Annotated in this window: 21 protein-coding genes; 14 read left to right on the top strand and 7 right to left on the bottom strand. The window is 69.8% G+C overall.

Annotated elements, in window-relative coordinates; all coding sequences use genetic code 11:
- Window position 1 precedes the first annotated feature (1 nt).
- The 11 genes from E1294_RS18930 to E1294_RS18880 all read left to right on the top strand — a co-directional run bounded on the left by E1294_RS18930 (window position 2) and on the right by E1294_RS18880 (window position 14,064).
- Complete coding sequence (locus E1294_RS18930) at window positions 2–1,183, top strand: ABC transporter permease (protein WP_132509838.1); 1,182 nt, start codon at window positions 2–4, stop codon at window positions 1,181–1,183.
- Window positions 1,184–1,189: 6 nt separating this feature from the next.
- A complete protein-coding gene (locus E1294_RS18925; protein ID WP_132509837.1) occupies window positions 1,190–2,197 on the top strand; it encodes an ABC transporter ATP-binding protein in 1,008 nt (335 codons plus the stop codon).
- Window positions 2,194–3,243 (top strand): ABC transporter ATP-binding protein, encoded by a 1,050-nt coding sequence (locus tag E1294_RS18920; RefSeq protein WP_132509836.1) that lies wholly within the window; start codon window positions 2,194–2,196, stop codon window positions 3,241–3,243. The genes E1294_RS18925 and E1294_RS18920 overlap by 4 nt, the downstream gene beginning before the upstream one ends.
- Window positions 3,240–4,295, top strand: coding sequence for a sialidase family protein (locus E1294_RS18915; protein WP_132509835.1), 1,056 nt, complete (start codon window positions 3,240–3,242; stop codon window positions 4,293–4,295). The genes E1294_RS18920 and E1294_RS18915 overlap by 4 nt, the downstream gene beginning before the upstream one ends.
- Before the next feature lie 17 nt (window positions 4,296–4,312).
- On the top strand, window positions 4,313–5,494 hold the full coding sequence (locus E1294_RS18910) for a sialidase family protein (RefSeq protein WP_165977362.1): 1,182 nt from the start codon (window positions 4,313–4,315) through the stop codon (window positions 5,492–5,494).
- A 15-nt stretch (window positions 5,495–5,509) separates the two neighbouring features.
- Window positions 5,510–6,958: an ABC transporter substrate-binding protein gene (locus tag E1294_RS18905; protein WP_132509833.1), complete on the top strand. Its 1,449-nt coding sequence runs from the start codon at window positions 5,510–5,512 to the stop codon at window positions 6,956–6,958.
- Window positions 6,955–8,355 (top strand): DUF5060 domain-containing protein, encoded by a 1,401-nt coding sequence (locus tag E1294_RS18900; RefSeq protein ID WP_132509832.1) that lies wholly within the window; start codon window positions 6,955–6,957, stop codon window positions 8,353–8,355. Before E1294_RS18905 ends, E1294_RS18900 begins: the two co-directional genes overlap by 4 nt.
- On the top strand, window positions 8,352–9,353 hold the full coding sequence (locus E1294_RS18895; protein WP_132509831.1) for a DUF5605 domain-containing protein: 1,002 nt from the start codon (window positions 8,352–8,354) through the stop codon (window positions 9,351–9,353). The genes E1294_RS18900 and E1294_RS18895 overlap by 4 nt, the downstream gene beginning before the upstream one ends.
- Complete coding sequence (locus E1294_RS18890; protein WP_220447818.1) at window positions 9,350–11,380, top strand: hypothetical protein; 2,031 nt, start codon at window positions 9,350–9,352, stop codon at window positions 11,378–11,380. The genes E1294_RS18895 and E1294_RS18890 overlap by 4 nt, the downstream gene beginning before the upstream one ends.
- Complete coding sequence (locus E1294_RS18885; protein ID WP_132509830.1) at window positions 11,377–12,687, top strand: glycoside hydrolase family 28 protein; 1,311 nt, start codon at window positions 11,377–11,379, stop codon at window positions 12,685–12,687. Before E1294_RS18890 ends, E1294_RS18885 begins: the two co-directional genes overlap by 4 nt.
- A gap of 255 nt (window positions 12,688–12,942) precedes the next feature.
- Window positions 12,943–14,064 (top strand): leucine-rich repeat domain-containing protein, encoded by a 1,122-nt coding sequence (locus E1294_RS18880; protein ID WP_165977361.1) that lies wholly within the window; start codon window positions 12,943–12,945, stop codon window positions 14,062–14,064.
- A 358-nt stretch (window positions 14,065–14,422) separates the two neighbouring features.
- Here the strand turns inward: E1294_RS18880 and E1294_RS54600 are convergent, their stop codons facing one another.
- From E1294_RS54600 to E1294_RS18865, 3 genes are all read right to left on the bottom strand, one after another.
- On the bottom strand, window positions 14,423–15,391 hold the full coding sequence (locus E1294_RS54600; RefSeq protein WP_220447817.1) for a hypothetical protein: 969 nt from the start codon (window positions 15,389–15,391) through the stop codon (window positions 14,423–14,425).
- A gap of 10 nt (window positions 15,392–15,401) precedes the next feature.
- On the bottom strand, window positions 15,402–16,130 hold the full coding sequence (locus E1294_RS18870) for a hypothetical protein (protein ID WP_132509828.1): 729 nt from the start codon (window positions 16,128–16,130) through the stop codon (window positions 15,402–15,404).
- Window positions 16,131–16,562: 432 nt separating this feature from the next.
- Window positions 16,563–17,099: a hemerythrin domain-containing protein gene (locus E1294_RS18865; protein ID WP_132509827.1), complete on the bottom strand. Its 537-nt coding sequence runs from the start codon at window positions 17,097–17,099 to the stop codon at window positions 16,563–16,565.
- A gap of 319 nt (window positions 17,100–17,418) precedes the next feature.
- Here E1294_RS18865 and E1294_RS52795 point away from each other — a divergent pair, with 319 nt between their 5' ends.
- The 3 genes from E1294_RS52795 to E1294_RS18850 are packed head-to-tail and all read left to right on the top strand — an operon-like array spanning window position 17,419 to window position 18,740.
- Entirely contained in the window at window positions 17,419–17,778 is a 360-nt protein-coding gene (locus tag E1294_RS52795; protein WP_165977360.1) for a peptidase inhibitor family I36 protein, read from the top strand.
- Between the two features lie 45 nt (window positions 17,779–17,823).
- Window positions 17,824–18,366, top strand: a complete 543-nt coding sequence (locus E1294_RS18855) for a hypothetical protein (protein WP_132509825.1) — start codon at window positions 17,824–17,826, stop codon at window positions 18,364–18,366.
- A gap of 20 nt (window positions 18,367–18,386) precedes the next feature.
- A complete protein-coding gene (locus tag E1294_RS18850; protein WP_132509824.1) occupies window positions 18,387–18,740 on the top strand; it encodes a hypothetical protein in 354 nt (117 codons plus the stop codon).
- Between the two features lie 130 nt (window positions 18,741–18,870).
- Here E1294_RS18850 and egtE read toward each other — a convergent pair whose 3' ends face one another.
- The 4 genes from egtE to egtB are packed head-to-tail and all read right to left on the bottom strand — an operon-like array spanning window position 18,871 to window position 23,016.
- Entirely contained in the window at window positions 18,871–20,013 is a 1,143-nt protein-coding gene (gene egtE, locus E1294_RS18845; protein WP_132509823.1) for an ergothioneine biosynthesis PLP-dependent enzyme EgtE, read from the bottom strand.
- On the bottom strand, window positions 20,010–20,990 hold the full coding sequence (egtD, locus tag E1294_RS18840; protein WP_132509822.1) for an L-histidine N(alpha)-methyltransferase: 981 nt from the start codon (window positions 20,988–20,990) through the stop codon (window positions 20,010–20,012). Before egtD ends, egtE begins: the two co-directional genes overlap by 4 nt.
- A gap of 20 nt (window positions 20,991–21,010) precedes the next feature.
- Window positions 21,011–21,718: an ergothioneine biosynthesis protein EgtC gene (gene egtC, locus E1294_RS18835; RefSeq protein ID WP_132509821.1), complete on the bottom strand. Its 708-nt coding sequence runs from the start codon at window positions 21,716–21,718 to the stop codon at window positions 21,011–21,013.
- Window positions 21,718–23,016, bottom strand: a complete 1,299-nt coding sequence (gene egtB / locus E1294_RS18830) for an ergothioneine biosynthesis protein EgtB (protein WP_220447816.1) — start codon at window positions 23,014–23,016, stop codon at window positions 21,718–21,720. The genes egtC and egtB overlap by 1 nt, the downstream gene beginning before the upstream one ends.
- Window positions 23,017–23,063: the final 47 nt, after the last annotated feature.

The raw sequence follows: 23,063 nt of genomic DNA, 5'->3' as shown, positions 1-23,063 counted from the left end.
CATGTTCCTCAGGCGACCGACGAAGGAAGTAGGGACGCTGCCGCAATGGCGGCTGATGTGGCGGCAGTTCCGCCGGCACCGGCTCGCGATGGCCGGCGCGGCGATCCTGATCCCGGTGTACTTCGTGGCGATCTTCGCGGAGTTCTTCGCGCCGATGTCCAGCTCGACGGCGAACACGTCGATGACGTACGCGCCGCCGCAGGTGGTGCGGTACTCGGGTGAGCACGGCCTGCACGTCTACGGGTACACGACCGAACGCGACGCGACGACGTACGCGCAGACCTACACCGAGGACCCCACCAAGGTGATCAAGGTGGGGCTGTTCGTGCACGGCGACGAGTACAAGCTGCTCGGTCTGATCCCGTCCGACATCCACCTGATCGGCCCCGTGACCCAGGGCGAGCAGTTCTTCCTGCTGGGCTCCGACGAGAACGGCCGGGACCTGCTGTCCAGGCTCATCCACGGCGCCCGGGTGTCGTTGTCGATCGGGCTGGTCGGGGTCGCCGCCAGCTTCTTACTCGGCATGCTCATAGGCGGCATTTCCGGATATTTCGGGGGCGGCGTCGACAACGTCGTGCAGCGGGTCATCGAGTTCCTGATGGCGATCCCGACACTGCCCCTGTGGATGGCGTTGTCGGCCGCGCTCCCCACGGACTGGGGGCCGCTGACCCGATATTTCGCCATCACGGTGCTGCTGTCGCTGATCGGGTGGACCGGGCTGGCCAGGGACGTGCGCGGGCGTTTCTTGTCGCTGCGCGAGGAGGACTTCGTCACGGCCGCCCGGCTGGACGGCGTCGGCCGCCTGTCCATCATCTTCCGGCACATGATCCCGTCGTTCGCCAGCCACATCATCGCCTCGCTGTCGCTGGCCATCCCGGCCATGATCCTGGGCGAGACCAGCCTGAGCTTCCTCGGCCTGGGACTGCAGGCACCGGCGGTGAGCTGGGGCGTGCTGCTGGAGGGCGCGCAGAACGTGCGCGTCGTCGCGAACGCGCCGTGGCTGCTCGCGCCGGGTGTCGCGGTGGTGGTCGTCGTGGTCGCCATGAACTTCTTCGGAGACGGCTTGAGAGACGCGGCCGACCCGTACGGAGCGGCGAGCCGGGCCCGGAGAAGCAAGCCCTTCTGGCGTATCCGCGCAGGGCGCAAGGCGAGCGCGACCATCAACACGGGAACAGGAAGGTGAGCAGGCGTGCCCGCAGACGACGTGCTGCTTGAGATCGAGGGGCTGCGTACCCATTTCCTGCTCGACGACGGTGTGGTGTGCGCGGTCGACGGCGTGGACCTGCGCGTCCGCAAGGGCGAGACGCTGGCCATCGTCGGCGAATCCGGCTGCGGGAAGAGCGTCATGGCCCGCTCGATCCTGCGCCTGGTGGACCCGCCCGGGCAGATCGAGGGCGGGCGGATCACGCTGCACCGGGAGGACGGACCCGTCGAGCTGGTCGGGGCGGACAAGCGGCTGCTCCGGCAGATCCGCTGGCAGGACATCGCGATGGTGTTCCAGGAGCCGATGGCCTCGCTGAGCCTGGTGCACACCATCGGCAGCCAGATCGTCGAGGCGGTCCGGCTGCACGAGAACGTCGGCAAGGCCGAGGCACGCGAGCGGGCGATCGACATGCTCGACCGCGTCGGCATCCCCAAGCCGCAGCGCCGGGTCGACGCCTACCCGTTCGAGCTGAGCGGCGGCATGCGGCAGCGGGCGATGATCGCGATGGCGCTGTCGTGCCGCCCGAGCCTGCTCATCGCCGACGAGCCGACGACCGCGCTGGACGTGACCACCCAGGCGCAGATCCTGGAGCTGCTCAGGGACCTGCAGGCGGAGTTCGGCATGGCGATCATGCTGATCACGCACGACCTCGGCGTGGCCGCGCAGGTGGCCGACCGGATGGCGGTCATGTACCTGGGCCGGGTGGTCGAGTACGGCGCCGCCGAGCAGGTGCTCTCCGCTCCCCGGCATCCGTACGCGCAGGCGCTGCTGCGCTCGATGCCCCGGCTCGGGCGCGCCTCGCGGACCCGGCTGGCGGCAATCAAGGGCATGGTGCCGCCGCCGTTCGCGCGGCCGGACGGCTGCACGTTCCACCCGCGCTGCGACAGCGCCATGGCCGGCCGGTGCGACACCGTGACCCCGAGCCGCATCCCGGTGGGCGACCGCGAGGTCGCCTGCCTCCTCTACGACGACGAGCAGGAGGAGCGTCCATGAGCACGGAACCCCTGCTCACGATCGAGAGGCTGACCAAGCATTTCCCCATCCGCAGCGGCCTGCTCGGCCGGCAGGTGGGCGCGGTCAAGGCCGTGGACGCGGTGGATCTGACCATCGAGGAGGGCACCACGCTCGGGCTGGTCGGGGAGTCCGGCTGCGGCAAGACCACGCTGGGCCGGTGCATCGTGCGGGCGCACGACCCCACCGGCGGGCGCATGCTCTACCGGCGGCCGGACGGCTCCGTGGTCGACGTGGCGGGGCTGAACGAGAAGGAGCTCAAGCCGTACAGGGGGCAGGTGCGGATGATCTTCCAGGACCCGCACTCGTCGCTCAACCCGCGCAAGACGCTGCGCGAGATCATCGGCGAGCCGATGCGGGCGCACCGGTACGGCACCAAGGAGGAGATCCACGCCCGCGTCGGCGAGCTGCTCGACCGCGTCGGCCTGCGCCCCGAGTACGCCAACCGCTACCCGCACGCCTTCAGCGGCGGCGAGCGCCAGCGGGTCGGGATCGCGCGGGCGCTGGCCCTGTCGCCCCGGCTGGTCGTCGCCGACGAGGCGGTGAGCGCGCTCGACGTGTCGGTCCGCGCGCAGATCCTCAACCTGCTGACCGATCTGCAGGAGGAGTCGGGCATCGGGTTCCTGTTCGTCAGCCACGACCTCGGCATCATCGAGCACGTCGCCGACGTCGTCGCGGTGATGTACCTCGGCAAGGTCGTCGAGCAGGGCCCGACCGACGAGCTCTACGGGCGCCCCCTGCACCCCTACACCGAGGCGCTGCTGTCGGCGGTGCCCGACCCCGACCCGGCGGCCAAGAAGCGCCGCGAGCGCATCAAGCTGCTCGGCGACATCGCCGACCCGGCGAACGTGCCGCCCGGCTGCCCCTTCCACCCGCGCTGCGTGTACGCGAAGGACGTGTGCCGCACGGACCCGCCGCCGCTGCGCGAGGTCGGAGGGCGCCGCGTCGCCTGCCATTTCGCAGAGGAACTCGAGTTGCGCGGCGTCCCCGACCCGGACGTGCGCGAGGACCCGGTGGTGACCGCATGACCGACCCCCGTTTCGACGGCGTCATCCGCCCGTCCGGCACGCTGCCGGGTGTGCGGGAGGCGCTGCTGCCCACGTCGCACGGCCCTGCCCCCTCCCCGGACAACCACGCGGCCAACCTGCTGCGCACCCGGGACGGCGAGCTGCTGTGCACCTGGTTCAGCGGCCCCGAGGAGGGCGCTCCCGGCACCAACGTGGTCGTCTCCCGGCTGGCCGGCGAGCGCTGGGAGACCCCCCGGCTGGTCGCCGCAGACCCGCTGCGCAGCGAGCAGAACCCGGTGTTGTTCGACGGCGGCGACGGGCTGATCCGGCTGCTGCACACCTCCAGCGAACCGTACGACCAGACGACGGCGCACGTCGTGGTCAGGACGTCGGCCGACGCGGGCCGCACCTGGAGCGAGCCGGACGTGCTCTTCGCCGAGCCGGGCATCTTCGTCCGGCACCCGCCGGTCCTCCTGGCCGGCGGGACGTGGCTGCTGCCCGCCTACCACTGCGGCAAGTCCGGCGACCGCAGCGTGGTCCAGGTCAGCGCGGACGGCGGGCGCACGTGGGCCGAGCACGCGGTCCCCGGCAGCGGCGACCTCGTGCAGATGACCATCGCCGAGCGGCCCGGCGGAGGGCTGCTGGCGATGTACCGCGACCGGCGGGCGGGGCGGATCTACGCCTCCACCTCGGCCGACGGCCGCGCATGGTCGGCACCGGAACGGACCGGCCTGCCGAACAACGACTCCTCCGTCCAGCTCACGAAGCTCGGGGACGGACGGCTGGCGCTCGTCTACAACGACGCGAGCCTGGAGCGCGAGCAGTACAGGTGGGTGGTCAAGAACGGGAAGCAGCGCAAGAAGGCGCTGCGCACCCCTCTGGTGCTCGCGGTGTCGGAAGACGGCGGCGAGAGCTGGCCGTACCGGCGGGTCCTGCAGGACTCCGACGGCGAGTACTGGCAGAACGAGCTCGGCTACTCCTATCCGAGCGTCATTGACGGCGGGGACGGGCGCGTGGACGTCGCCTTCTCCTACCTCCGGAAAACCATCAAATATCTAGAGATTGGCGTGTGATGAAACTTCGGCAGAGCATGTTATACGGGGCTCTGGCGGTGACGGTGGCGGTTCCCTCCTATCTGGCGAACGGCGCCGGCGAGAGCGCCGGCGAGGGTGACGTGCGGGTGGAGCCGACCGGCTCCTACGCCTGCCGCCAGGATGTCGCCGCACCCGACCCGGACGTCCCCAAGGTGCACGCGGCCGGGCTGGCGCAGGCGCCGAACGGCGACATGCTGACCGTCTACTACGGCGGCACCACGGAAGGGGCGCCGAACCAGGCGCTCTACATGTCGCGGCTGGCGACGGGCAAGCACACCTGGTCCGCGCCCGAGGTGGTGTTCGACGAGGCGGACAAGGCCGACGGCAACCCCGTGTTGTGGTCGGACGGCAAGCGGCTCTACCTGTTCTTCGTGACGATCGAGGGACACGGCTGGGAACAGGCCCCGATCCGGCTGATCACCTCGGACGACAGCGGCAGGACCTGGAGCGATCCCACCACCATCCGCAAGGAGTGGGGATGGATGGTGGGCACCAACCCGATCCGCATGTCCAACGGCGAGGTGCTGCTGCCCATCTACGACGAGGGCGGCTCCAGCTCCGGCTTCTACGTCTTCAGCGAGGACATGTCGTCGTGGACGGCGTACCCGGAGGAGCACGGCAGCTGGATCCGCACGCCCGAGGGGTCGATCCAGCCGACCGTCGTGGAGGTCGAGCCGGGACGGCTGCGCGCCTACATGCGCACCGGCGACGGCGCCATCTACACGAGCGACTCGACCGACTTCGCGCGCACGTGGAGCACACCCGTGGCCGAGCCCATCGGCAACCCGAACTCGCGCGTCGCCGCGCTCAAGCTCGACAACGGCAAGCTCGTGCTGGCCTACAACCCGTGGGTCGAGCACCGCTCCCCCATGCGGCTGTCGCTGTCGCCCGACAAGGGCCGCACCTGGGAGAACTCCGTCGACGTGGAGGCGCAGTCGGGACCGCAGTTCACCTATCCCGTGCTGACCCAGAGCAGCGACGGCTTCATCCACATGGTCTATTCCTACAACCGCAACAACATCCGGCACGTGGTCTTCAACGAGCCGTATCTCCGCGACGCGGTGGGCCTGCTGTCCAACTGGCCCGAGCACACGATCACCGAGTTCAAGAACGGCGTCCGGCGCAACGTCGTACGCCAGTGCAGCTACTCGCCCAGCGAAACAGCCTCCGCGAAATAGTCTCAGGGAGATCACATGAAGAAGTCCCGCGGCTTCGCGCTGCTCGCGCTCGCCCTCGCCGTGACCACCGCCGTCCCCGCCGCCGCGAACGCCTCACCGCAGCCGTCGGCCGCCTGCAAGGACGTGCCCAACAGGTACAACCTGCCGTTCAGCGTCTGCGACGACGAGCTGTTCATCTTCGCCGCCAACTACAAGCCGTTCGAGTCGACCGTCGAGGGTGAGCAGGGAGCTGCAACCAGGGTCTTCGACGAGATCATCGGCAACAAGCTGCGCGAGACGTTCCCCGACGTCAAGATCAAGTACGCGACGTGGGACTACCCCGTGCGGTACGAGGACCTCAAGGCCGCCGGGGTCACCCCGGACATCATCATCGAGGACCCGAAGAACCGCATCGACCGCGACCTCGAGCCGATGGGCTGGGTCGGCGACCTCACCCCCGACCTCCAGAAGGCCGGCATCGACCTGAACACGCTGAACAAGTCCGCGGTGGAGCTGACCAAGTCGCGCTCCGACGGCGGGATCTACGGCGTGCCGCTGTTCATCGACGAGCACGTGCTGCTCTACAACAAGAAGATCTTCGACAAGTTCCGGGTGAAGTACCCCGAGCCCGGCATGACGTACGACGAGGCGTACAAGAAGGCCAAGCAGCTGACCGCGGACGACGGCCTGGATCACTACAAGGGGTACATGCAGCACCCTGACCAGTACCTGGACTTCAACCAGGCCGGTCTCTACCCGTTCCTGCCGACGACGAGCGAGGAGCCCGCGCCCGAAGACGTCAAGGTCGACATCAGTAGTGACGCCTGGAAGACGTACGTCGACAACCTGTACCGCTTCCTGGAGATCCCGCGCAACGACTTCACCACCGTCACCGACTTCTTCAAGGGCGACATGAGCCAGCCGGGCCACCTGGCCATGGCGGTCGACACGCTGTCACGGCTGAACATGTACGCCGGCAGCGAGCTGTTCATCGAGGACGGCGACGAGGACTCCTTCGCGGAGCAGGCCAAGAGCGTCGACATCGGAGTCAGCTCGATCCCGATGCTCAAGAAGGGGTCCAAGACGACCTACCAGCCGAACACGCGGGCCGCGTTCATCCCGCCGTCCTCGCCCAAGAAGGAACAGGCGCTGCAGATCGTGAAGTGGCTGGTCTCCGAGGAGGGCCAGACCGAACTGTCCAGCCACGGCGTCAAGGCGGTCCTGCAGACCGACACGGTCGTGCAGAGCTTCGGCAAGGCCATCCCCGAGCTGGCCGGCATCGACACCTCGGCCGTCTACTGGGGCGAAAACGCCGCGGTCTCGAACTACCAGAACACCGAGTACTGGGACCTGCCGCTGTGGTCGGTCTACCGCCAGCACATCCTGCGTGACGGCGGGACGCCCGAGCAGGCGCTGAGCCTCTCCCAGCAGCAGGACATCCCCAACTACATCAAGGCACAGGCGGAAGCGGGCAAGGACTGGTGACCTTCTCCACCACCGTGGAACGCTGGGGCGTCCACGAGATCGAACTGGCCGGACCGACCGGCGGCAACCCCTTCGCGGACGTTCGCCTGTCGGCCCGGTACCAGTACCGCAACCGCGTCGTCGAGGCCGAGGGCTTCTACGACGGGGACGGCGTCTACCGCGTCCGGTTCATGCCGGACGCGGTGGGCCCGTGGCGGTTCACGACTGTCAGCAACGTGGAAGAGATGGACGGGTGCTCGGGCGGCTTCGACGTGGGGCCGCCCGCCCCGGGCAACCACGGCCCCGTACGGGCCGCCGGAACCGGCTTCGAGTACGCGGACGGCACGCCGTACCTGCCGTTCGGCACGACCGCGTACCACTGGACGCACGACATGGACGAGGAGCGGGAACGCCGGACGCTGCGGACGCTCAAGTCGTCGCCGTTCAACAAGCTGCGCATGTGCGTGTTGCCGACGGGGCCGATGGCGCCGCCGGAGGTGCCGTTCGCCGGGAAGGACCCGGACGGGCTGGACCTGACCCGGTTCAACCCGGTGTTCTTCCGCCACCTGGAGGCCGGGGTCCGCGACCTGCGCGACATCGGCGTGGAGGCGGACGTGATCCTCTTCCACCCGTACGACGGCGGGGTGCGCGGTTTCCAGGACATGGGCCGCGAGGTCGACCACGCCTTCGTGCGCTACGTCGTCGCCCGCCTGGCCGCCTACCGCAACGTGTGGTGGTCGGCCGCCAACGAGTACGACTTCAACCGGTCCAAGACCGTGGCCGACTGGGACGACATCCTCCGCACGATCGTGCGGCACGACCCGTACGAGCACCTGCGTTCCATCCACAACGGGACGCGCATGTTCGAGGTCGCGTCGTTGTACGACTTCGGCAAGCCGTGGATCACGCACCAGAGCATCCAGCACTGGGACGCCACCCCGACGGACGCCTGGCTGGCGGCCTGCCCCAAGCCCGTCGTGATCGACGAGATCTCCTACGAGGGGAACATCGGCAAACGCTGGGGCAACGTCACCGCCCAGGAGCTGATGGACCGGTTCTGGGAGGGCATGTCGCGCGGCGGCTACGTGGGCCACGGCGAGTCGCTGGCCGGCTTCCAGGAACGCGCGTGGATCGGCAACGGCGGCGGGCTGTACGGCGAGAGCCCGGACAGGATCGCCTTCCTGCGCACGATCATGGAGCAGCGCCGTGACGGCACCCTCCTGCGCTACCTGGGGCGGCGGCAACCAGCCCAGGTCACGGTGGACCTGCCGGCGGGCGATGCCTACGAGGTCGAGCTGATCGACACCTGGGACATGACCATCACCCCGATCGACGGGGTGCACCGCGAACGGGTGCGGGTCGGGCTGCCGCGCAGGCCGTACCTGGCGCTGCGGATGACGAGAGTGGGAGACCGATGAACATCGGGCCGATGGCGACCACCGCGCTCGGCTGGCACCTGCACGACGAGAAGCGGCGGTCGCGGACCCTCGCCACGCTGGAGTCGTCGCCGTTCGATCGGGTGCGGATGGCGGCGTTCGCCACCCGCTGCTCGCTCGACGCGCTGGAGGAGCGGGTGGCGGAGCTGGCCGGGATCGGCGTGACCGCCGAGCTGGTGCTCATGCATCCCGGCGAGAGCGTCTCCGACGTCGAGACCGCCTCCCGCTACGTGCGGGACGTGGTGCCCCGCCTGGCCGCGCACCCGAACGTGTGGTGGTCGCTGACCGCCGACCCCTCGCGGTTTCCGGCGTTCACCGAGCACGACTGGGTGCGGCTGGCCGACCTGGTGGCCGAGGAGGACCCCGGCCACCACCCGCGGTCGATCACCGCTCCCGCGGACTCGCCGCTGTTGTGGCGGCGCACGTTCACGCACGGCAGCGTCCGCGCGCCCAGCCCGCGCGACGCGTGGGTGGCGACGCGCGACCACCACAAGCCGGTGCTGATGGACGTGTGCGGGTACGAGGGGGACGCCGAGGACCCGTCGCTGAGCCTGCCGCCCGAGAAGGTCGTCACCATGGCCTGGGACGGGTCGGTGCGGCGGCGTTACCTGACGCACGGCGAGTCGTACGTGGACGACGACGGGCTGACCTGGTCGCAGGACGGCGGCACGCTCACCGGCGCCGCCGTGCCCAGGCTCGCGCTGCTGCGCCAGGTCATCGCCGGGACTCCGGACGAGGCGCGCTACCAGGATCGGGACGCGCCGATGCTGGAGGTGCCCGGGGAGTTCTACCTGGAGTACTGCGGGGAGCACCGCTTCCCCGACAGGACGTACGAGGTTCCGGAGGGGCGGTACGAGGTCGAGGTGATCGACACGTGGGAGATGACCGTCACGCCGCTCGGGGTGCTGGACGGCGGGACGATCGCGGTGCCGCTGCCCGGGACGGTCGGCCAGGCCGTCAGGATCCGGCGGCGCCCATGACGGCGGGCGTCCTCATGGCCGTCGAGGAGCCGGGCGGGAAGGTCGTCGAGGTGGTGGCCGGCGCGGGCGGACCCGAGATGCTGCTGCGCCGCCGCGACGTGGACGGGTCGCACCTGCGGGCCCCTCTGAGCGGCATGCTCACCGCCTCCACGGGCCGCCCGTGGCGCATCGAGCCCGCCTTCGGCGACTCCGTCCGCGTACGTTCGGCGGGCGGGACCGTCGTGGTCACGGCCGGGCTCGGGCCGCTGAGCGCCCGGCTCGAACTGGCCTTCGCCCCCGGCGGCCTGCTCACCCTCACCACCACCTGGCGCAACCACGCCGATCAGGAGGTCACCGACGTGGCGGCCGGCCTCCTGCTGCCCCTCCCCACCACGGACGCGCACGTCACCATGCCCGGCGTCCTCTACAACGGCAACCCCTCATCCGACCCGCGCAAGAAGGTCCCCCGCGAGGGCTTCGTGGGCGAGGAGCACCGCCTGCCCGTCCCCGCCGTCAACGCCGCCTGGGACGGCCGCTACGTCAGCCTGTTCGCCCACCCCACGGCGACCAGGCTCGACGACGGCACGGTCGCGTACGGCTCGCTCGGCGTCGTACGGTCGCCGGGCCTCACCGTCGCGGCCATGACCGGCGTGATCGCCTTCGACGGGAGGCCGGACGTCTGCTACGTCAGCAAGGCGGAGGTGGCCGACCGGCCCGTCGGCTACCGCGACCTGGCGCCGGGCGAGACCATCACCACCCGCCACACCCTCGACTGGGGCCCGGTCGAGCCGCGCGGCCTCGGTTTCACGAAACTCGTCCGCACGGTGCTCGCCCACAAGGAGCTCTACCACGACCGGGGCGCCAGGCCGCTGCCCCGCGACGAGATCGTCCGGCTCAAGACGAACGCCATGGACGCGCGCTGGGCGGGCGACGGCTACCTCGCCTCCGACGGCAGCCGGCCGGGCAAGCCCCGGTCGTACCTGTACGGCTGGACGGGCCAGTGCATGAAACTGGCCCGCTGCGACGCCGAGCTCGGCCTCGACCGCGACGAGCCGGAGCGGGTCGGGCGCGCCCGACGCGCCGCGGACTTCTACGTCGAGGGCAGCACGACGCCGGTGCGCGGCCTGCGCCATGGCCGCTATCTGCTGGACGACGGCACCTGGGAGATGTTCCGCAAGGACGGCGCCGAGTTCGCCTCCAGCCGTGCCCACGGCGAGACGATCGCGGATCTGGCCGAGCTCGCGCTCCGGTTCAGGGACGCGGGCCTGGAGGTGCCGCCGGAGTGGCAGGAGGCAGTGGAGGACGCCGCCGCCCTGTTCTGGCACACGAGGCTGCCCGAGGGAGTCGTCCCGCTCGGCTGGACCCCGGAAGGGACGCCGATCACGCGCCTGGTCTCCGCCGCGGGGGCCGCTTGCGTGCAGGCCATGCTGGGCGCGTACCGGCTGAGCGGCGAGAAGGTGTGGCTGCTGCGCGCGGAGGAGATGCTGGGCCGCTACCACCGGCTGCACGCTGCCACGTTCGAGCGGCCCTTCGCGCACGCCACGCTCGACGCCTCCGGTGAGGACAAGGAGGCCGGGATGTACTACTTCCTGGCCGCCTTCGAGCTGTACCGGCTCACCGGGCGGGAGGAGTACGCGCGGTGGGCGGAGACGGCGGCCGACTGGCTGCTGACGTTCGTCTACGTGTGGTCGCCCGAGTTCGACGAGGGCAGCACGTTCGAGCGGCGCGGCTTCAAGGCGTGCGGCTGGCCGGCGGTCAGCGTGCAGAACCACCACCTCGACGTGTTCTTCCCGACGTCCGAGCTGATGGAGTTCGGCCTGATGACCGGCAAGGCGCACTACGCGGAGCGGGCCGGGACGATCCTGCACGCCATGGGCCAGGGCATCTGCACGGAGCCCGGTGACTGGGGCTTCGACGTGCCCGGGGAGCAGGGCGAGGGGTTCTTCCAGACCAACTGGCAGCGCAAGGGCGAGGCGAACACGTGGAACCCGTCCTGGGTGATCGCCCTGCCCCTCTACCACGCGCTGCGGATGAGGAAGGTGTCGTGAACGAGGAAGAGGCCTGGCGGTACGCGGACGAGCTGCGCGACCGGGTGCGGCCGCCGGAGTTCCCCGACCTGTGGTTCGACGTCACCGACTTCGGGGGCGGGGACACGTGGACCAGGGCGTTCCGGGCCGCGATCGAGACCTGTCACGAGGCGGGCGGCGGGCACGTGCGAGTGCCGCCCGGCACCTACCTCACCGGCGCGATCCACCTGCTCAGCAACGTGGACCTGCACGTGGAGGAGGGCGCGACCATCCTGTTCAGCACCGATCCCGCCGACTACCTCCCGGCCGTCTTCACCCGCTTCTCGGCCATCGAGTGCTACAACTACTCCCCCTTCATCTACGCCCACGGCCAGGAGAACATCGCCATCACGGGAGCCGGGACGCTCGACGGCGGGGCCGGGCCCGAGCACTGGTGGTGGTGGGTGGGCACGCCGGCCTTCGGCTGGAAGCCGGGCATGCCGCACGAGGCCGGCGACTGGGCCGCGTTGCAGCGGATGGCCGCGGATGGGGTGCCGGTCGAGGAGCGCGTGTTCGGCGCGGGCCACCACCTGCGGCCGAACATGATTCAGCCGTACCTGTGCCGCAACGTGCTCGTCGAGAGTGTGCGCATCGTGCGCTCCCCCATGTGGGAGATCCATCCGGTGCGGTGCGAGAACGTCCTGGTCAGGAACGTGTCGATCTCTTCGCGCGGGCCCAACAACGACGGTTGCGACCCGGAGAGCTGCCGGTCCGTGGTGATCTCGGGCTGCGTCTTCGACGTCGGCGACGACTGCATCGCCATCAAGGCAGGCCGCGGTCCCGACGGCCGGCGGGTGGGGGTGCCGTGCGAGGACGTGCTGATCGAGGACTGCGACATGCGTTACCGCTACGGCTCGGTCGCCATCGGCACGGACACCACCGGCGGCATCCGCAACGTCTTCGTCCGCCGCTGCCGCTGGGGCGGCCCCGGACTCTACTTCGGCCTCTACATCAAGACGAACTCCGTGCGCGGCGGCTACGTGGAGAACGTCTACGTCAAGGACGTCGAGATCAGCGAGCTGACCAAGGAGGCCGTCTCCATCGACCTCTACCACGGCGACGGCCACAACGGCGACGACCCGCCCCCCATCCGCAACATCAACGTGGCGGGTGTGCGGAGTGACAGGACGCGCAGCGCGTACCTGCTGCGGGGGTATCCCGAGCAGCCCCTGAGGGACATCACGATCAGGGACAGCACGTTCGCCCACGTGCAGCGGGCCGACGTGGCGAGCGACGTGGCCGGATTGACCATCTCCGACGTCAAAGCGGGTCCCGCTCGGCCTGGATGAACTCGACGTCGATCTCTGCGGACACGGGAGTTACGCCTCCCCTCACATCCGGCTCCCCAACCGTCAACAGCTCGTTCGGACCGTTGGCGCGGCCGGACGGTTGACGTACCGGCAGGCTGGCAGCGCGCCGAGCATCCCCCTCGCCCTGTGCCCGAATTCGGCCGTCGTTGACAGCGCAGCGCGGATGCCGCGCACTCGGCATCGTGTTAGCCTCCCGTGATCCATGTCCGGAATATCGTGTCAACGGGGTGTGTGGTGACGACGGAAGCGACAGCGCGTATTGAAGGGGCGCTGCGCGAGGGAGCGCGCGAACTGGACCTTTCCGGACTCGCACTCTCTCGCCTGCCCGAGTCCTTGCGGAACCTCACGTCGCTTGAGTCTCTCAACGTCAACACCAACGCTCTGACCGACTTGCCGGACTGGCTGGGAGAGTTGAGTTCTCTCACGCGCATCGACCTGCGTTGGAACCGTCTCACCGCAGTGCCGGAGTGCGTGCGGGACCTTCCCGTCCTGGAGCGTCTCGACCTGCCGGCGAACGACGTCAGGAAGCTGCCGGACTGGCTGGTGGAACTCAGGTCGCTCCGCAGCCTGTGGGTGCAGGGCACCGGCCTGACCGAGCTGCCGGAATTCGTGGGGCGGATGACCTCCCTCACTTACCTCAATGTCTATGGCAACAGCATCACTGAGCTACCGGACTCACTGGGCGGCCTCACCTCCCTCAAAGGCCTGTCCCTCACGGACAACAAGCTCGTTGCACTGCCGGAATCATTGGGAAACCTCACGGCGCTGGAGCATCTCAGCGCTGACAGAAACGCCATCGCCGAGTTGCCGGAGGCTATGGGGAACCTGTCCTCGCTCAACAACCTCGACCTGAGAAGGAATGCCCTGACCAGGCTGCCGGAGACGCTAGGGCGGCTCGCCTCGCTCACGCATCTCGACCTGACGGGAAATTCTCTGGGCTCGTTGCCGGAGTCGCTGGGACATCTGCCCGCCCTGAGGTATCTGAGCCTCGACGGCAATGCGCTCATCTCGCTACCGGAGTCGCTGGGCGGGCTACCCGAACTCGGATACCTCGATGTCATGCACAACCTTCTCACCGACGTGCCGGAGTCGCTGGGCGATCTTCGCTCCCTCAAGCGGCTGCTGCTGCGGGGTAACGCTCTCACCACGCTGCCGGAGTCCTTGCGGAAGCTCACCGCTCTCAAGAAGTTCGACGTGGCCCACAACGCCCTTCGGGAATTGCCGGAGTGGCTGGACGAACTCCCGGCCAGGGTCATCCGGGGAAAGCAGCGAGTCCGGGCCGGCCGCAGATGCGCGTGCAGGGACTGCCGGCGGTGGCTTGGAACGTGGTCGCCGCGGACCTTGAGGGATCTCTGAAGCGGCCGATCGGCGCCGGCACAGCTCGCGCGCCAGGCCAGAGAGCCCGCTGATCACCAGCGCCGACCGCGGCAACGCCTCCCCGATCACCGAGACATCATCACGCCGTTCCATGGACATGCCCACGCTGTCGTCGCGCACCAAGGACGGCAACAAGAACACGAAGATCGCTTCAGATGCCCGCCAACGACGTGGTCACGCTACTCAGTGGCCGGAACGAACGACGCCCAGCGGCTGCCTATCCCGACGCCAAGGTCAGTGCGTCGCCGGCCGGCGAACGAGACGCGATGAACGCTTTACCTCCTGCTGACAATCCGGCTGGGATGTGTGCCGGGGATGGACGCGAACCCACGCATCGCTAGACATTCTTGTTCGAGAGGCCGGGGACGTGGGCGAGAACTTCACGAAGAACCTCGGCCAGCTCCCGCAGCCACTGGGCCGCCACGGTGTCGGAGGTGTCGTCGTCCAGAACCGTGTTGGCGTCCCAGGCGACCAGCCAGGCGAGGGTGCCGTCGGCCGGCGGGGCGGCGAGCAGGTCGTCCAGGGCCCGTGCACCGCGCTCGACGGTCTCGGGGTCGACCTCCGCGAGTCGGGCCACGTTCGCGCGCACCTCGTCGAGGCCCGATGCGTCGGCGACCAAGGTGGCGAGGAACAGACGGACCTGATCCAGGGCGGAACGGCCGGGGCGGCCGAGGCCGGCCCAGCACCGGTTGCGTATTTGCAGGTCCAGCCAGAAGGCGTCAAGGCTTCTGAGGTCGAACTCACCGAAGCGCTTGACGTCCGCGACGATGAGCTGGCCGCCGGCCAGCTCATCCGAGCTGCCTGGAGGCTCGCGAAACGGCCGGCCGTAGTGATGGGCCGCCAGATATCGGCCGCTGAAGAACTGGACGGCCGCGACGTCCTCGACCTCGAACTGCCCTCGGGTGTGCGCCCACCAGGGCATCCTCTGGTTCGGCGCGTAGAAGGTGCGGCCGTGGTAGTAGGGCGGCGCCGTCCTGGTGATGGCGCGCACGGCGTCAACGAGCTCTAGGATGGCCTCCGGCCGGGCCTTGTGCCGGTTCTCCATCAACGTGGCGTACGGGGTGTCCCACGACCAGCCTCCGGACCCGTCAAGGTGGAGCACGGAGAACCCCGAGGCGCCGGAGAAGCGATGGATCTTGCTGACGTCGGCGGCCCACTGAGCGGGGTCCGCCTCGTGCACAGGGGACAGACCCGCGTCCCCGAGGGCGGCGAGGACCTCGGCGACTCGCGCGGCGGTCCACGGTGTGGTCTCGTCGTCCAGCATGAGCGCCTGGAAGCGCAGGACGGCGTTTTCGTCCATGGGCATGCCGGAACTCCTAGTAGGACGGAGGCTTGGGAGCGGGAGGGAGACCGAGGAGGGCACGCAACTCGTCGCGGTGGCCGTCTTCGTCCGAACGCAACAGTGTGTCGTCGGCGACCAGCAGCAGGCCTCCGGCCAGCTCGCGGTGGAACCTCACGGGCAGGGCCGCCCTGTTGAGCTGGGGGAGGTGGGTCGCCAGGTACCGCTCGCCGAGAAACGTCACCGAACCTACGTGGCTGAGGGTGTAGGGCACCGAGGCATCGGGCTCCTCGGGGAAGGCGAACTCCTCCCCCCAGCCGGTGACCGCGACGTAGGGGGGTGCCGCGAGCAACAGCGCGCGTATGAGCTCGAGCAGCCATGACTGGCCGGCTCGGTGAGGCCGCGAGTTGGCCCAGGACAGGTCACAGTCCATGACGCCCACCTCCCAGAGCCGATCATCGCCGCACCGGCTCACCCAGGCTGGCAGGTCTTCCTTGCGCATTCTGAAGTCTTCGTCGCTCTCCTCTTCGAGCGTCCAGCCGACAGCCGTCGCGGCCCGTTTCATGGTCTGAAGAAGGACCGGTGTGTCGACGGCGTCCTCATGGAGCCCTCTAGCCTCAAAGGTGAACATCTCAGCCATAGGCCGGGAGATTAGCGAAACGACGCGCTCGTGTCCGAACCTGCCGCCCCTGGAGCACCAGTCATCCCAGACGCCCATGGATCTCTGGATGCGACGCTCTACAGGGCCGAGCAGGTCGATCCTCACGTGCGGGCTGATCTGGCTCGGTCAGCACGGCGTAGTCGGCGTCGCCGAGGCCCCGGCGGGGATCGACGTGATGGAGCAGGGCCTGCCCGTGGTGGTGTGCGGACACCCAGACCAGCTCGCATGGCAGTGCGCTCAACCGGGGCCCGTGCGCGGGATTGATCCTGGCCAGGAGGGGATTCGAGCCGATCGGGACGCCTCAGGGAACGGGCCGGGGCGAGCCGCTGCCACTCGCCGTGTGACAGCTCGACGCCCTCGTACAGCCGGCCGAGCTGAGTGTCGAGCCCGTCGGGTGCCGGCAGCTGGCCGACGGCCACGGTCCGGCGTACCGGGAGCTGGAACTTGACGAAGCCCTGGAAGACACCGGTCAACGTCCATAGCGAGATCACCTAGCCGTCGGATGAGGGCGGCCTGAACGGTACGTGGTCGCTCGCCTCACCGAGCGGAAGGCCCGGGGTCGTCCTCATCGTCGACCAGCAGGAAGCCGGGCCGGTTGTCGCGCCACTCGGGCACGTCCATCGAGTTGAGCACGGAGACCAGTTTCTTCTCCTCGTAGATGAAGTGCGTCTGCATCACCGCCGACAGCGCCCCCACCTCCTCGCGCACCTTGACGGCCGTGGCCGGGTCCGGCCGCTCGGGGAGGGATTCGAGGAGTTTGCGCAGGTTTCCCATGAGCCAGTCGAGCTGGTTGTGGTCGCTGCGCAGGTCGGAGAGCACCTTGCGCAACTCGGGGAACTCCTCGGCGATCGCAGGGAACGCGCCCGCGTCCTCGCCGGTGTGGTGACGGGCCAGCGCCGTGCAGAAGGACAGGCAGTGGGCGCGCAGGTCGCGGGGCGGCAGCCCCTTGCCGTCGAAGTAGTCGTCAATGCCGTCCTGGAGGTCGTCCAGCATCTCGCGCAGCCAGATGTGCACCTCAAGCAGCTGCGTGCCCAGGGCGGTGAGGCGGTCGCCCGCCCCGGAACGCGTGTTCATCCGTCCTCTTCCTTCGGCTGATCCGCCACGCCCAGTATGCGGCCCCGCGCAGGCCGCCGCCAGTGCCGGGAGCGATCATCAACGGGGACACGAAGCCCCGTCCAGCACCGCGACGCGTGATGACGACGATCGCATGCGATCGTTTTCGTCCGGCGTACGAAGTATTCCGCCTGTCCGGTCAGTGTCCGGCAAGTGTCCGGTTATTGCCCTGGTTGATGCCGAGCGGGCCCTAGAGAATCGGCGGTGGAATGAGAACAACCGAGGAGGATTTCGCTCGAAGGGTCGGTTCAACAGCCAATTCCAGGAGGGCGCATTGCAGATGAAGAAGGTCGGAGCGGCGCTTATGTTCGTCGTCGCACTGGGGCTGCCGGCGACGGTCTCGCCCGTGACGACGGCCCATGCGGAGGCGGTCGCGAAAGAAGGTATCGACGACTGCCCGGGCGGCTACATGTGTGTGTGGACGGGGCCGAATTTCGACGGGCTCATGTACCGGGTCCTCCGCGTCCAGCCAGGTGATTGCAAGGTCATCATCCCCGGATATCGCTCAGCGTACAACCGGACGAGCTGGCCTCAGAAACTGGCGGCGAGCAGCAACTGCACCGGTGGAATCGAGTTGAAGCCCGGCGAAAGTCTCGCACTCGGCTCCCCCACGAGATATTCGATCGGCGCATGGCCGTGAGCCCGTACGCCACCGAATCCGGCACTCCTGGCGTGAAAGGGAACCGTGGCCGTTGTTCCCGCACGCCGCACCATCGTGATCAGCCGTCCGCGCCACGGGCGAAAATTTGATCGCGAAAAGACGGAAACCTGGGAGGCAACCCGCACCATGGCACAGAAAATCGGAGCACGGACAAGCAGACTCTTCGTTGTCCTGAGCATGATTCTTGCGCTCGTCGCGGCAGCGGCCGCGACCGCGAGCCCCGCGCTGGCGCAGCAGTCCACCGAGTACACCTGCAGCGGTCAGGTGTGCATCCGCCTCGTTCCCGACGGAACGGTCGCCCCGATGGACGCTCACGGATGCAGCGTCAAAACCTGCGTCACGCTGACCGGAAACGCCTCGAAGTATTTCATCACCGGCAGCGGCCACGGCTTCTTCGGCCATGTTCACATCTGGGGACCTGGCGTCAACCGCTACTCGGAGATCGACTTCGATCCGTCCATCAGAACGGTCGGCAAGGGAGCCGGCAAGGCATGCGCGGAGGGGTGGGATCTCGCGAATGCCCCGACAGGTCCATCCGTGGGGCTCGCCTGCAAAGACGTCCGGTGACACCGTGAAGGAGCAAGCCCATGCGTAAGAGAATGCCGACCGGCCTCCGGGTCCTGACGCTGAGCGTGCTGACGCTGATCGGCGCCGGCCTGGTCGCGACGCCGGCCACCGCGCAGCAGCGCCCGGCGGCCGCGGCCTCGGGCTCCTGGCAGGCGCGGACGTCCGCAGCGATCCTTGACAGCTGCTCAAGTCGCCTCCCGGGCGACGGATACGTCTACGCCCGCGCCTTCGTCGGGACGACCTCATGCAGCCAATGCATCGCCGCCGGCTGGGACGGCGTCCACGGTGGCGCATGGCGCGGGTTCACCTGCTGGACCTCGGTCGCCGGTCCGGGCGACTGGCGTACCCATGAGCTGTGGGTGAGGGGTTACTGACGCGGCCGGAGGACGACGGACCATTGACGGGATCCCGTCCGATCACCTGGATCGGACGGGATTCCTCAACGTCGGCGTCCGGCTGGTGGGAGCGTTGCGGCGGTCGGCACGCGGGCGGCCGGGCCGGTCCTTAGGGTGCGCTGAGGACGCGGGCGAGCGTGTGCAGGGTTTCGGCCTCCGTGCCGGGGGCGGGCGAGACGCGGAGCACGGGCTCTCGCAGGTCCAGCGGCGCCCTGGCGACGGGTGCGACCCCCACGAGCAGTCCTGCCTCCGCTGCCCGGGCCCGCGCGACCTCGGCCGAGTCGCCCGCCGGAGGCCGGAGGGTGACGATGGCGGAGGGTTCGTCGAGCGGCTCGGCCACCTGCCAGCCGCCGGCGCCGTGGAGGAGGTGCCGGGCCGTGCGGCCCAGCTCCACCACGTGCTCGTGCACGTCCAGGGGGCCGAGCTCCTGATATTCGCGCACGGCGACGCCGAGCCCGGCCCGGGACGCGATCGCTCCCTCCGAACCCTCGTAGCGGATCGCCCCCGGCAGGGGCTCAGGACTGCCGTCCGCCGCCCACGCATGGCCGCCGAGTGCGGGGGCGGCGGCGTCCATATCCGTCGCGAGGCCGGGCACGATGAGGAAGCCGACGCCGCGCGGGCCGGCGAGCCACTTGCGGGACGTGCCCACGTAGGCGGCCGCGCCCACCCCGCTCACGTCCGTGTGGCCGAAGGACTGGCAGGCGTCCAGCACCAGAGGAACCCCGGCGGCGCGGCACAACGCGCCGGCCTCCCGCGCGGGCTGGACGACGCCCCGGTGGGAGGCGATGTGGACCAGGGTGACCAGGTCCAGTCCCGCGGCGAGCGCGGATCCGAGGCCGGCGAGGTCGAGGCGGGAGTCGGTGTCCACGGGCAGTTCGACGAGCGTCCAGGAGCGGTCGGCGGCCAGGCGGCGCAGGAGCATCAGGGTGCTGCCGTACTCGGTGCGGGCGAAGCCGACGCGGCTGCCCGGTGGGAGCCGCCAGCCGCCGAGCAGCGCCGCCATGGCCGCCGTGCCGCTCTCGACGAACGCCACGCCGCCGGAAGACGGGCTTTCCTGGCCGACCAGGGTGGCCAGGAAAGCCTTCGGCTCCGTGAGGTCGGGGGCGGCCACGTAGCCGCCGCGCTCGCGTTCGAGCCGCAGGTGCCCGACGACCGCGTCGAACACCCGGTCGCTGGGTACGTTGCAGCCTGCCGCGTCGAGATGGCCCGGCGGCACGACGGATCGTGCCGCCCGCCACGCCTTGCCGATCATGCCTCGGCCAGCAGCAGGCTGAAGTCCTCCGCGGGATCGGTGAACCAGCGGCTGACGGTGAAGCCGGCGGCGGTCAGCTCGGCGCGCAGGCCGTCGGGGCGGAACTTGGCGCTGATCTCCGTACGCGTCTCCTCCCCCTCGGCGAAGTCCACGTCCAGGTCGAGCGCCGCGACGTGCACCCGCATGGCCCGGGACGCCCGCAGCCGCATCTCGATCCAGTCGTGTTCCTCGTCGTAGCAGGCGACGTGTTCGAACGCGTCCGGCTCGAAGTCGGCGTCCAGCTCCCGGTTGATCACGTGCAGCACGTTGCGGTTGAAGGCGGCCGTCACCCCGGCCGCGTCGTCGTAGGCGGCGACCAGCCGCTTCCTGTCCTTCACCAGGTCGGCTCCGAGCAGGAACGTGTCCCCGGGACGGAGCGTGCCGCGCAGTTCCTTCATGAAGACCCGGCGGGCGTCGGGTTCGAGGTTGCCGATCGTGCCGCCGAGGAAGGCCACCATACGCCGGCCGGTGCGGGGCAGCAGCCGCAGGTGGCGTTCGAAGTCGGCGCACACCGCGCGGACGGCCAGCCCGGGGTAGCGTTCGGCCAGCCGCTGCGCCGCCGCGGCGAGCGTGACCGCGTCCACGTCGACCGGCGTGTAACCGCGCAGCGTGCCGGCCGCGGTGAGGGCGTCGAGCAGCAGCACGGTCTTCTCGCTGGTGCCCGATCCCAGCTCGACCAGCGTGTCGGCACGGCCGGCGGCGGCGAGCTCGGCGGCATGTCCCCGCAGGATGGCCAGCTCGCGCCTGGTCGGGTAGTACTCGGGCAGCCTGGTGATCTCCGAGAACAGGTCGCTGCCGACCTCGTCGTAGAACCATTTGGGCGGCAGGAACTTCGGCGTCGACGTCAAACCGGTCCTGACATCGTTTTCGAGGGAGGAGCGCAGGTAGTCGAGGTCGAGATGGTTGATCAGACGCACGGTCGAATGGCTGACAGGCACGGTGCCTCCTCAGGAAAGGGTCACATGGGCTGGACGCGCACGCCTTCGGACGAGGCGAGCAGCAGGCTGCGGTCCGGCACGGCCTGCCAGCCGGGCAGGTCGTCGAGCGGTTCGCTCGCCACGACTACGCCGTCCTGGTGACGGTGAAGGAAGAGCGTGTCGCCCCAGACGGTCGCGGCGATGGACTCGCCGTCGCAGGCGAGCAGGTTCAGGCGGGCACCGGGATCCTTCTCCCCGGCGTGGGCGACGACCTCCGCGAGGGCCTCCCCGAGGTCGGGCTCGGCGCGCAGCCGCTGGAAGACGGCGGCGGCGAGCCAGGCGGAGTCGCAGGCGCTCTCGGCGCCGTCGGCGAGCGCCCTGACCGCGTCCCGTTCGACGCGGCCGTTGTGGCTGAGCATCCACCGGCCGTCGGTGAACGGCGCGGTGGCGCTCTCCTCGACCGGCATGCCGACGGTGGCGCACCGTACGGCTCCCAGCAGGCAGCCCGAGCGGGCGACCTGGGCGAGCGCGGGCAGGTTGGCGTCGGCCCACATCGGGATGGCACGCCGGTAGCGGACGGGCTCGGCGCGGGCGGGGTCGTACCAGCCCATGCCGAAGCCGTCGGCGTTGACCGTGCCGTGCCGCTGCCGCCGGGGCGCGTACGACTGCGCGAGCAGGCCGTGCTCGGGCTCGTGGATCAGCGTGGCCAGGGCGCGGGGGGCGCCGAGCCAGGCCGCGTGCCGGCACACTAGGCCCGCTCCCCGTCACGGGCGCAGCGGAACCCGGTGAAGATCTGCCGGCGGATCGGGTAGTCCCAGTTCCTGAACGTGGTGCGGATCGCCGCCGGGTCGGCCGCCCACGAGCCGCCGCGCAGCACGCGGTACTCCTGGCCGAAGAAGACCTCGCTGTACTCCCGGTACGGGAAGCTGCGGAAACCCGGGTAGCCGCCGAACCACGTGTCGGTCCACTCCCACACGTCGCCGATCATCTGCTCGGTCCCGTACGCGCCGGCGCCGGCCGGGTAGGCGCCGAGCGGCGCGGGCCGGGCGGCGCGGTGGCCGAGGTTGGCCAGGTCGGGGGTGGGCTCGTGGTCGCCCCACGGATATTTCCGCGCACGGCCCGCCTCGGGGTCCCAGCCGCAGGCCTTCTCCCACTCGGCCTCGGTGGGCAGCCGCTTGCCCGCCCAGCGGGCGTAGGCGTCGGCCTCGTACCAGGACACGTGCTGCACCGGCTCGTCCATGGGCACGGGCTCGGTGCGGCCGAAGCGGGTGCGGTGCCAGGCGCCGCCGTCCTGGATCCAGAAGAGCGGGGCGAAGACGCCGATCCGCTGCCGCCACTCCCAGCCTTCCCTGGTCCACCAGCGGGGATCGTGGTAGCCGCCGTCCTCGATGAACGCGGCGTAGGCGCCGTTGCCGACGGGCAGCCGGTCGATCCAGTAGCCGGGCAGGTCGACGCGGTGGGCGGGGCGCTCGTTGTCGTAGGCCCACGGCTGGGTGTCGGTGCCCATGAGGAAGGGGCCGGCGGGCACGAACACCTCGTCCCGTCCGGCGGTGCGGGCCGGCGGCAGGTGCCCGTCGCGCACCAGGCCGGGTTCCTTCGACAGTTGCAGCGTGGCCAGCATGGTCTCGTCGTGCTGGTGCTCGTGCTGGATGACCAGGCCGAAGACGAAGCCGTCACGGCGCAGCGGCGCGGGGTCGTCGAAGTCGACGGTGTCCAGGACGTCGAGGACACGGCCGCGCACCCCTTCGATGTAGCGGCGGGCCTCCGCCGGTCCGAGGAAGGGCAGGCTGGGGCGGTCCTTGCGCGGGGTCTTGAAGGCGTCGTAGATGTCGTCGATCTCGGGCCTGAGCGGGGTGATGCCGCCGGCCTCGCGCAACACCCACAGCTCCTCGTAGTTGCCGACGTGCGCGAGGTCCCACACGAGGGGCGACATCAGCGGTGAATGCTGGCGTACGAGCAGGTCGTCGTCCGCCTCCGTGTAGGTCAGGGACCGGCTGCGCACCGCGAGCAGATCGTTCGCGATGCGTTCCTTGAAGTCGCTCGTCAAGGCTGCTCCTTCGCTAGAGACCCTCGGCTTCGGCCGTGGGGAGGAAG

Source organism: Nonomuraea diastatica, from assembly GCF_004349015.1.
GTDB classification, from domain to species: domain Bacteria; phylum Actinomycetota; class Actinomycetes; order Streptosporangiales; family Streptosporangiaceae; genus Nonomuraea; species Nonomuraea diastatica.
The sequence above is the reverse complement of the archived record's forward strand: the minus strand, read 5'-3'. Positions and strand labels throughout refer to the sequence as shown.

Bases quoted from the DNA above. Each gene is read 5' to 3' on its own strand.
- E1294_RS18930 (WP_132509838.1), top strand. From the start codon at position 2: ATGTTCCTCAGGCGACCGACGAAGGAAGTAGGGACGCTGCCGCAATGG.
- E1294_RS18920 (WP_132509836.1), top strand. From the start codon at position 2,194: ATGAGCACGGAACCCCTGCTCACGATCGAGAGGCTGACCAAGCATTTC.
- E1294_RS18915 (WP_132509835.1), top strand. From the start codon at position 3,240: ATGACCGACCCCCGTTTCGACGGCGTCATCCGCCCGTCCGGCACGCTG.
- E1294_RS18910 (WP_165977362.1), top strand. From the start codon at position 4,313: ATGTTATACGGGGCTCTGGCGGTGACGGTGGCGGTTCCCTCCTATCTG.
- E1294_RS18905 (WP_132509833.1), top strand. From the start codon at position 5,510: ATGAAGAAGTCCCGCGGCTTCGCGCTGCTCGCGCTCGCCCTCGCCGTG.
- E1294_RS18895 (WP_132509831.1), top strand. From the start codon at position 8,352: ATGAACATCGGGCCGATGGCGACCACCGCGCTCGGCTGGCACCTGCAC.
- E1294_RS18890 (WP_220447818.1), top strand. From the start codon at position 9,350: ATGACGGCGGGCGTCCTCATGGCCGTCGAGGAGCCGGGCGGGAAGGTC.
- E1294_RS54600 (WP_220447817.1), bottom strand. From the start codon at position 15,391: ATGCCCATGGACGAAAACGCCGTCCTGCGCTTCCAGGCGCTCATGCTG.
- E1294_RS18865 (WP_132509827.1), bottom strand. From the start codon at position 17,099: ATGAACACGCGTTCCGGGGCGGGCGACCGCCTCACCGCCCTGGGCACG.
- E1294_RS52795 (WP_165977360.1), top strand. From the start codon at position 17,419: ATGAAGAAGGTCGGAGCGGCGCTTATGTTCGTCGTCGCACTGGGGCTG.
- E1294_RS18850 (WP_132509824.1), top strand. From the start codon at position 18,387: ATGCGTAAGAGAATGCCGACCGGCCTCCGGGTCCTGACGCTGAGCGTG.
- egtE (WP_132509823.1), bottom strand. From the start codon at position 20,013: ATGATCGGCAAGGCGTGGCGGGCGGCACGATCCGTCGTGCCGCCGGGC.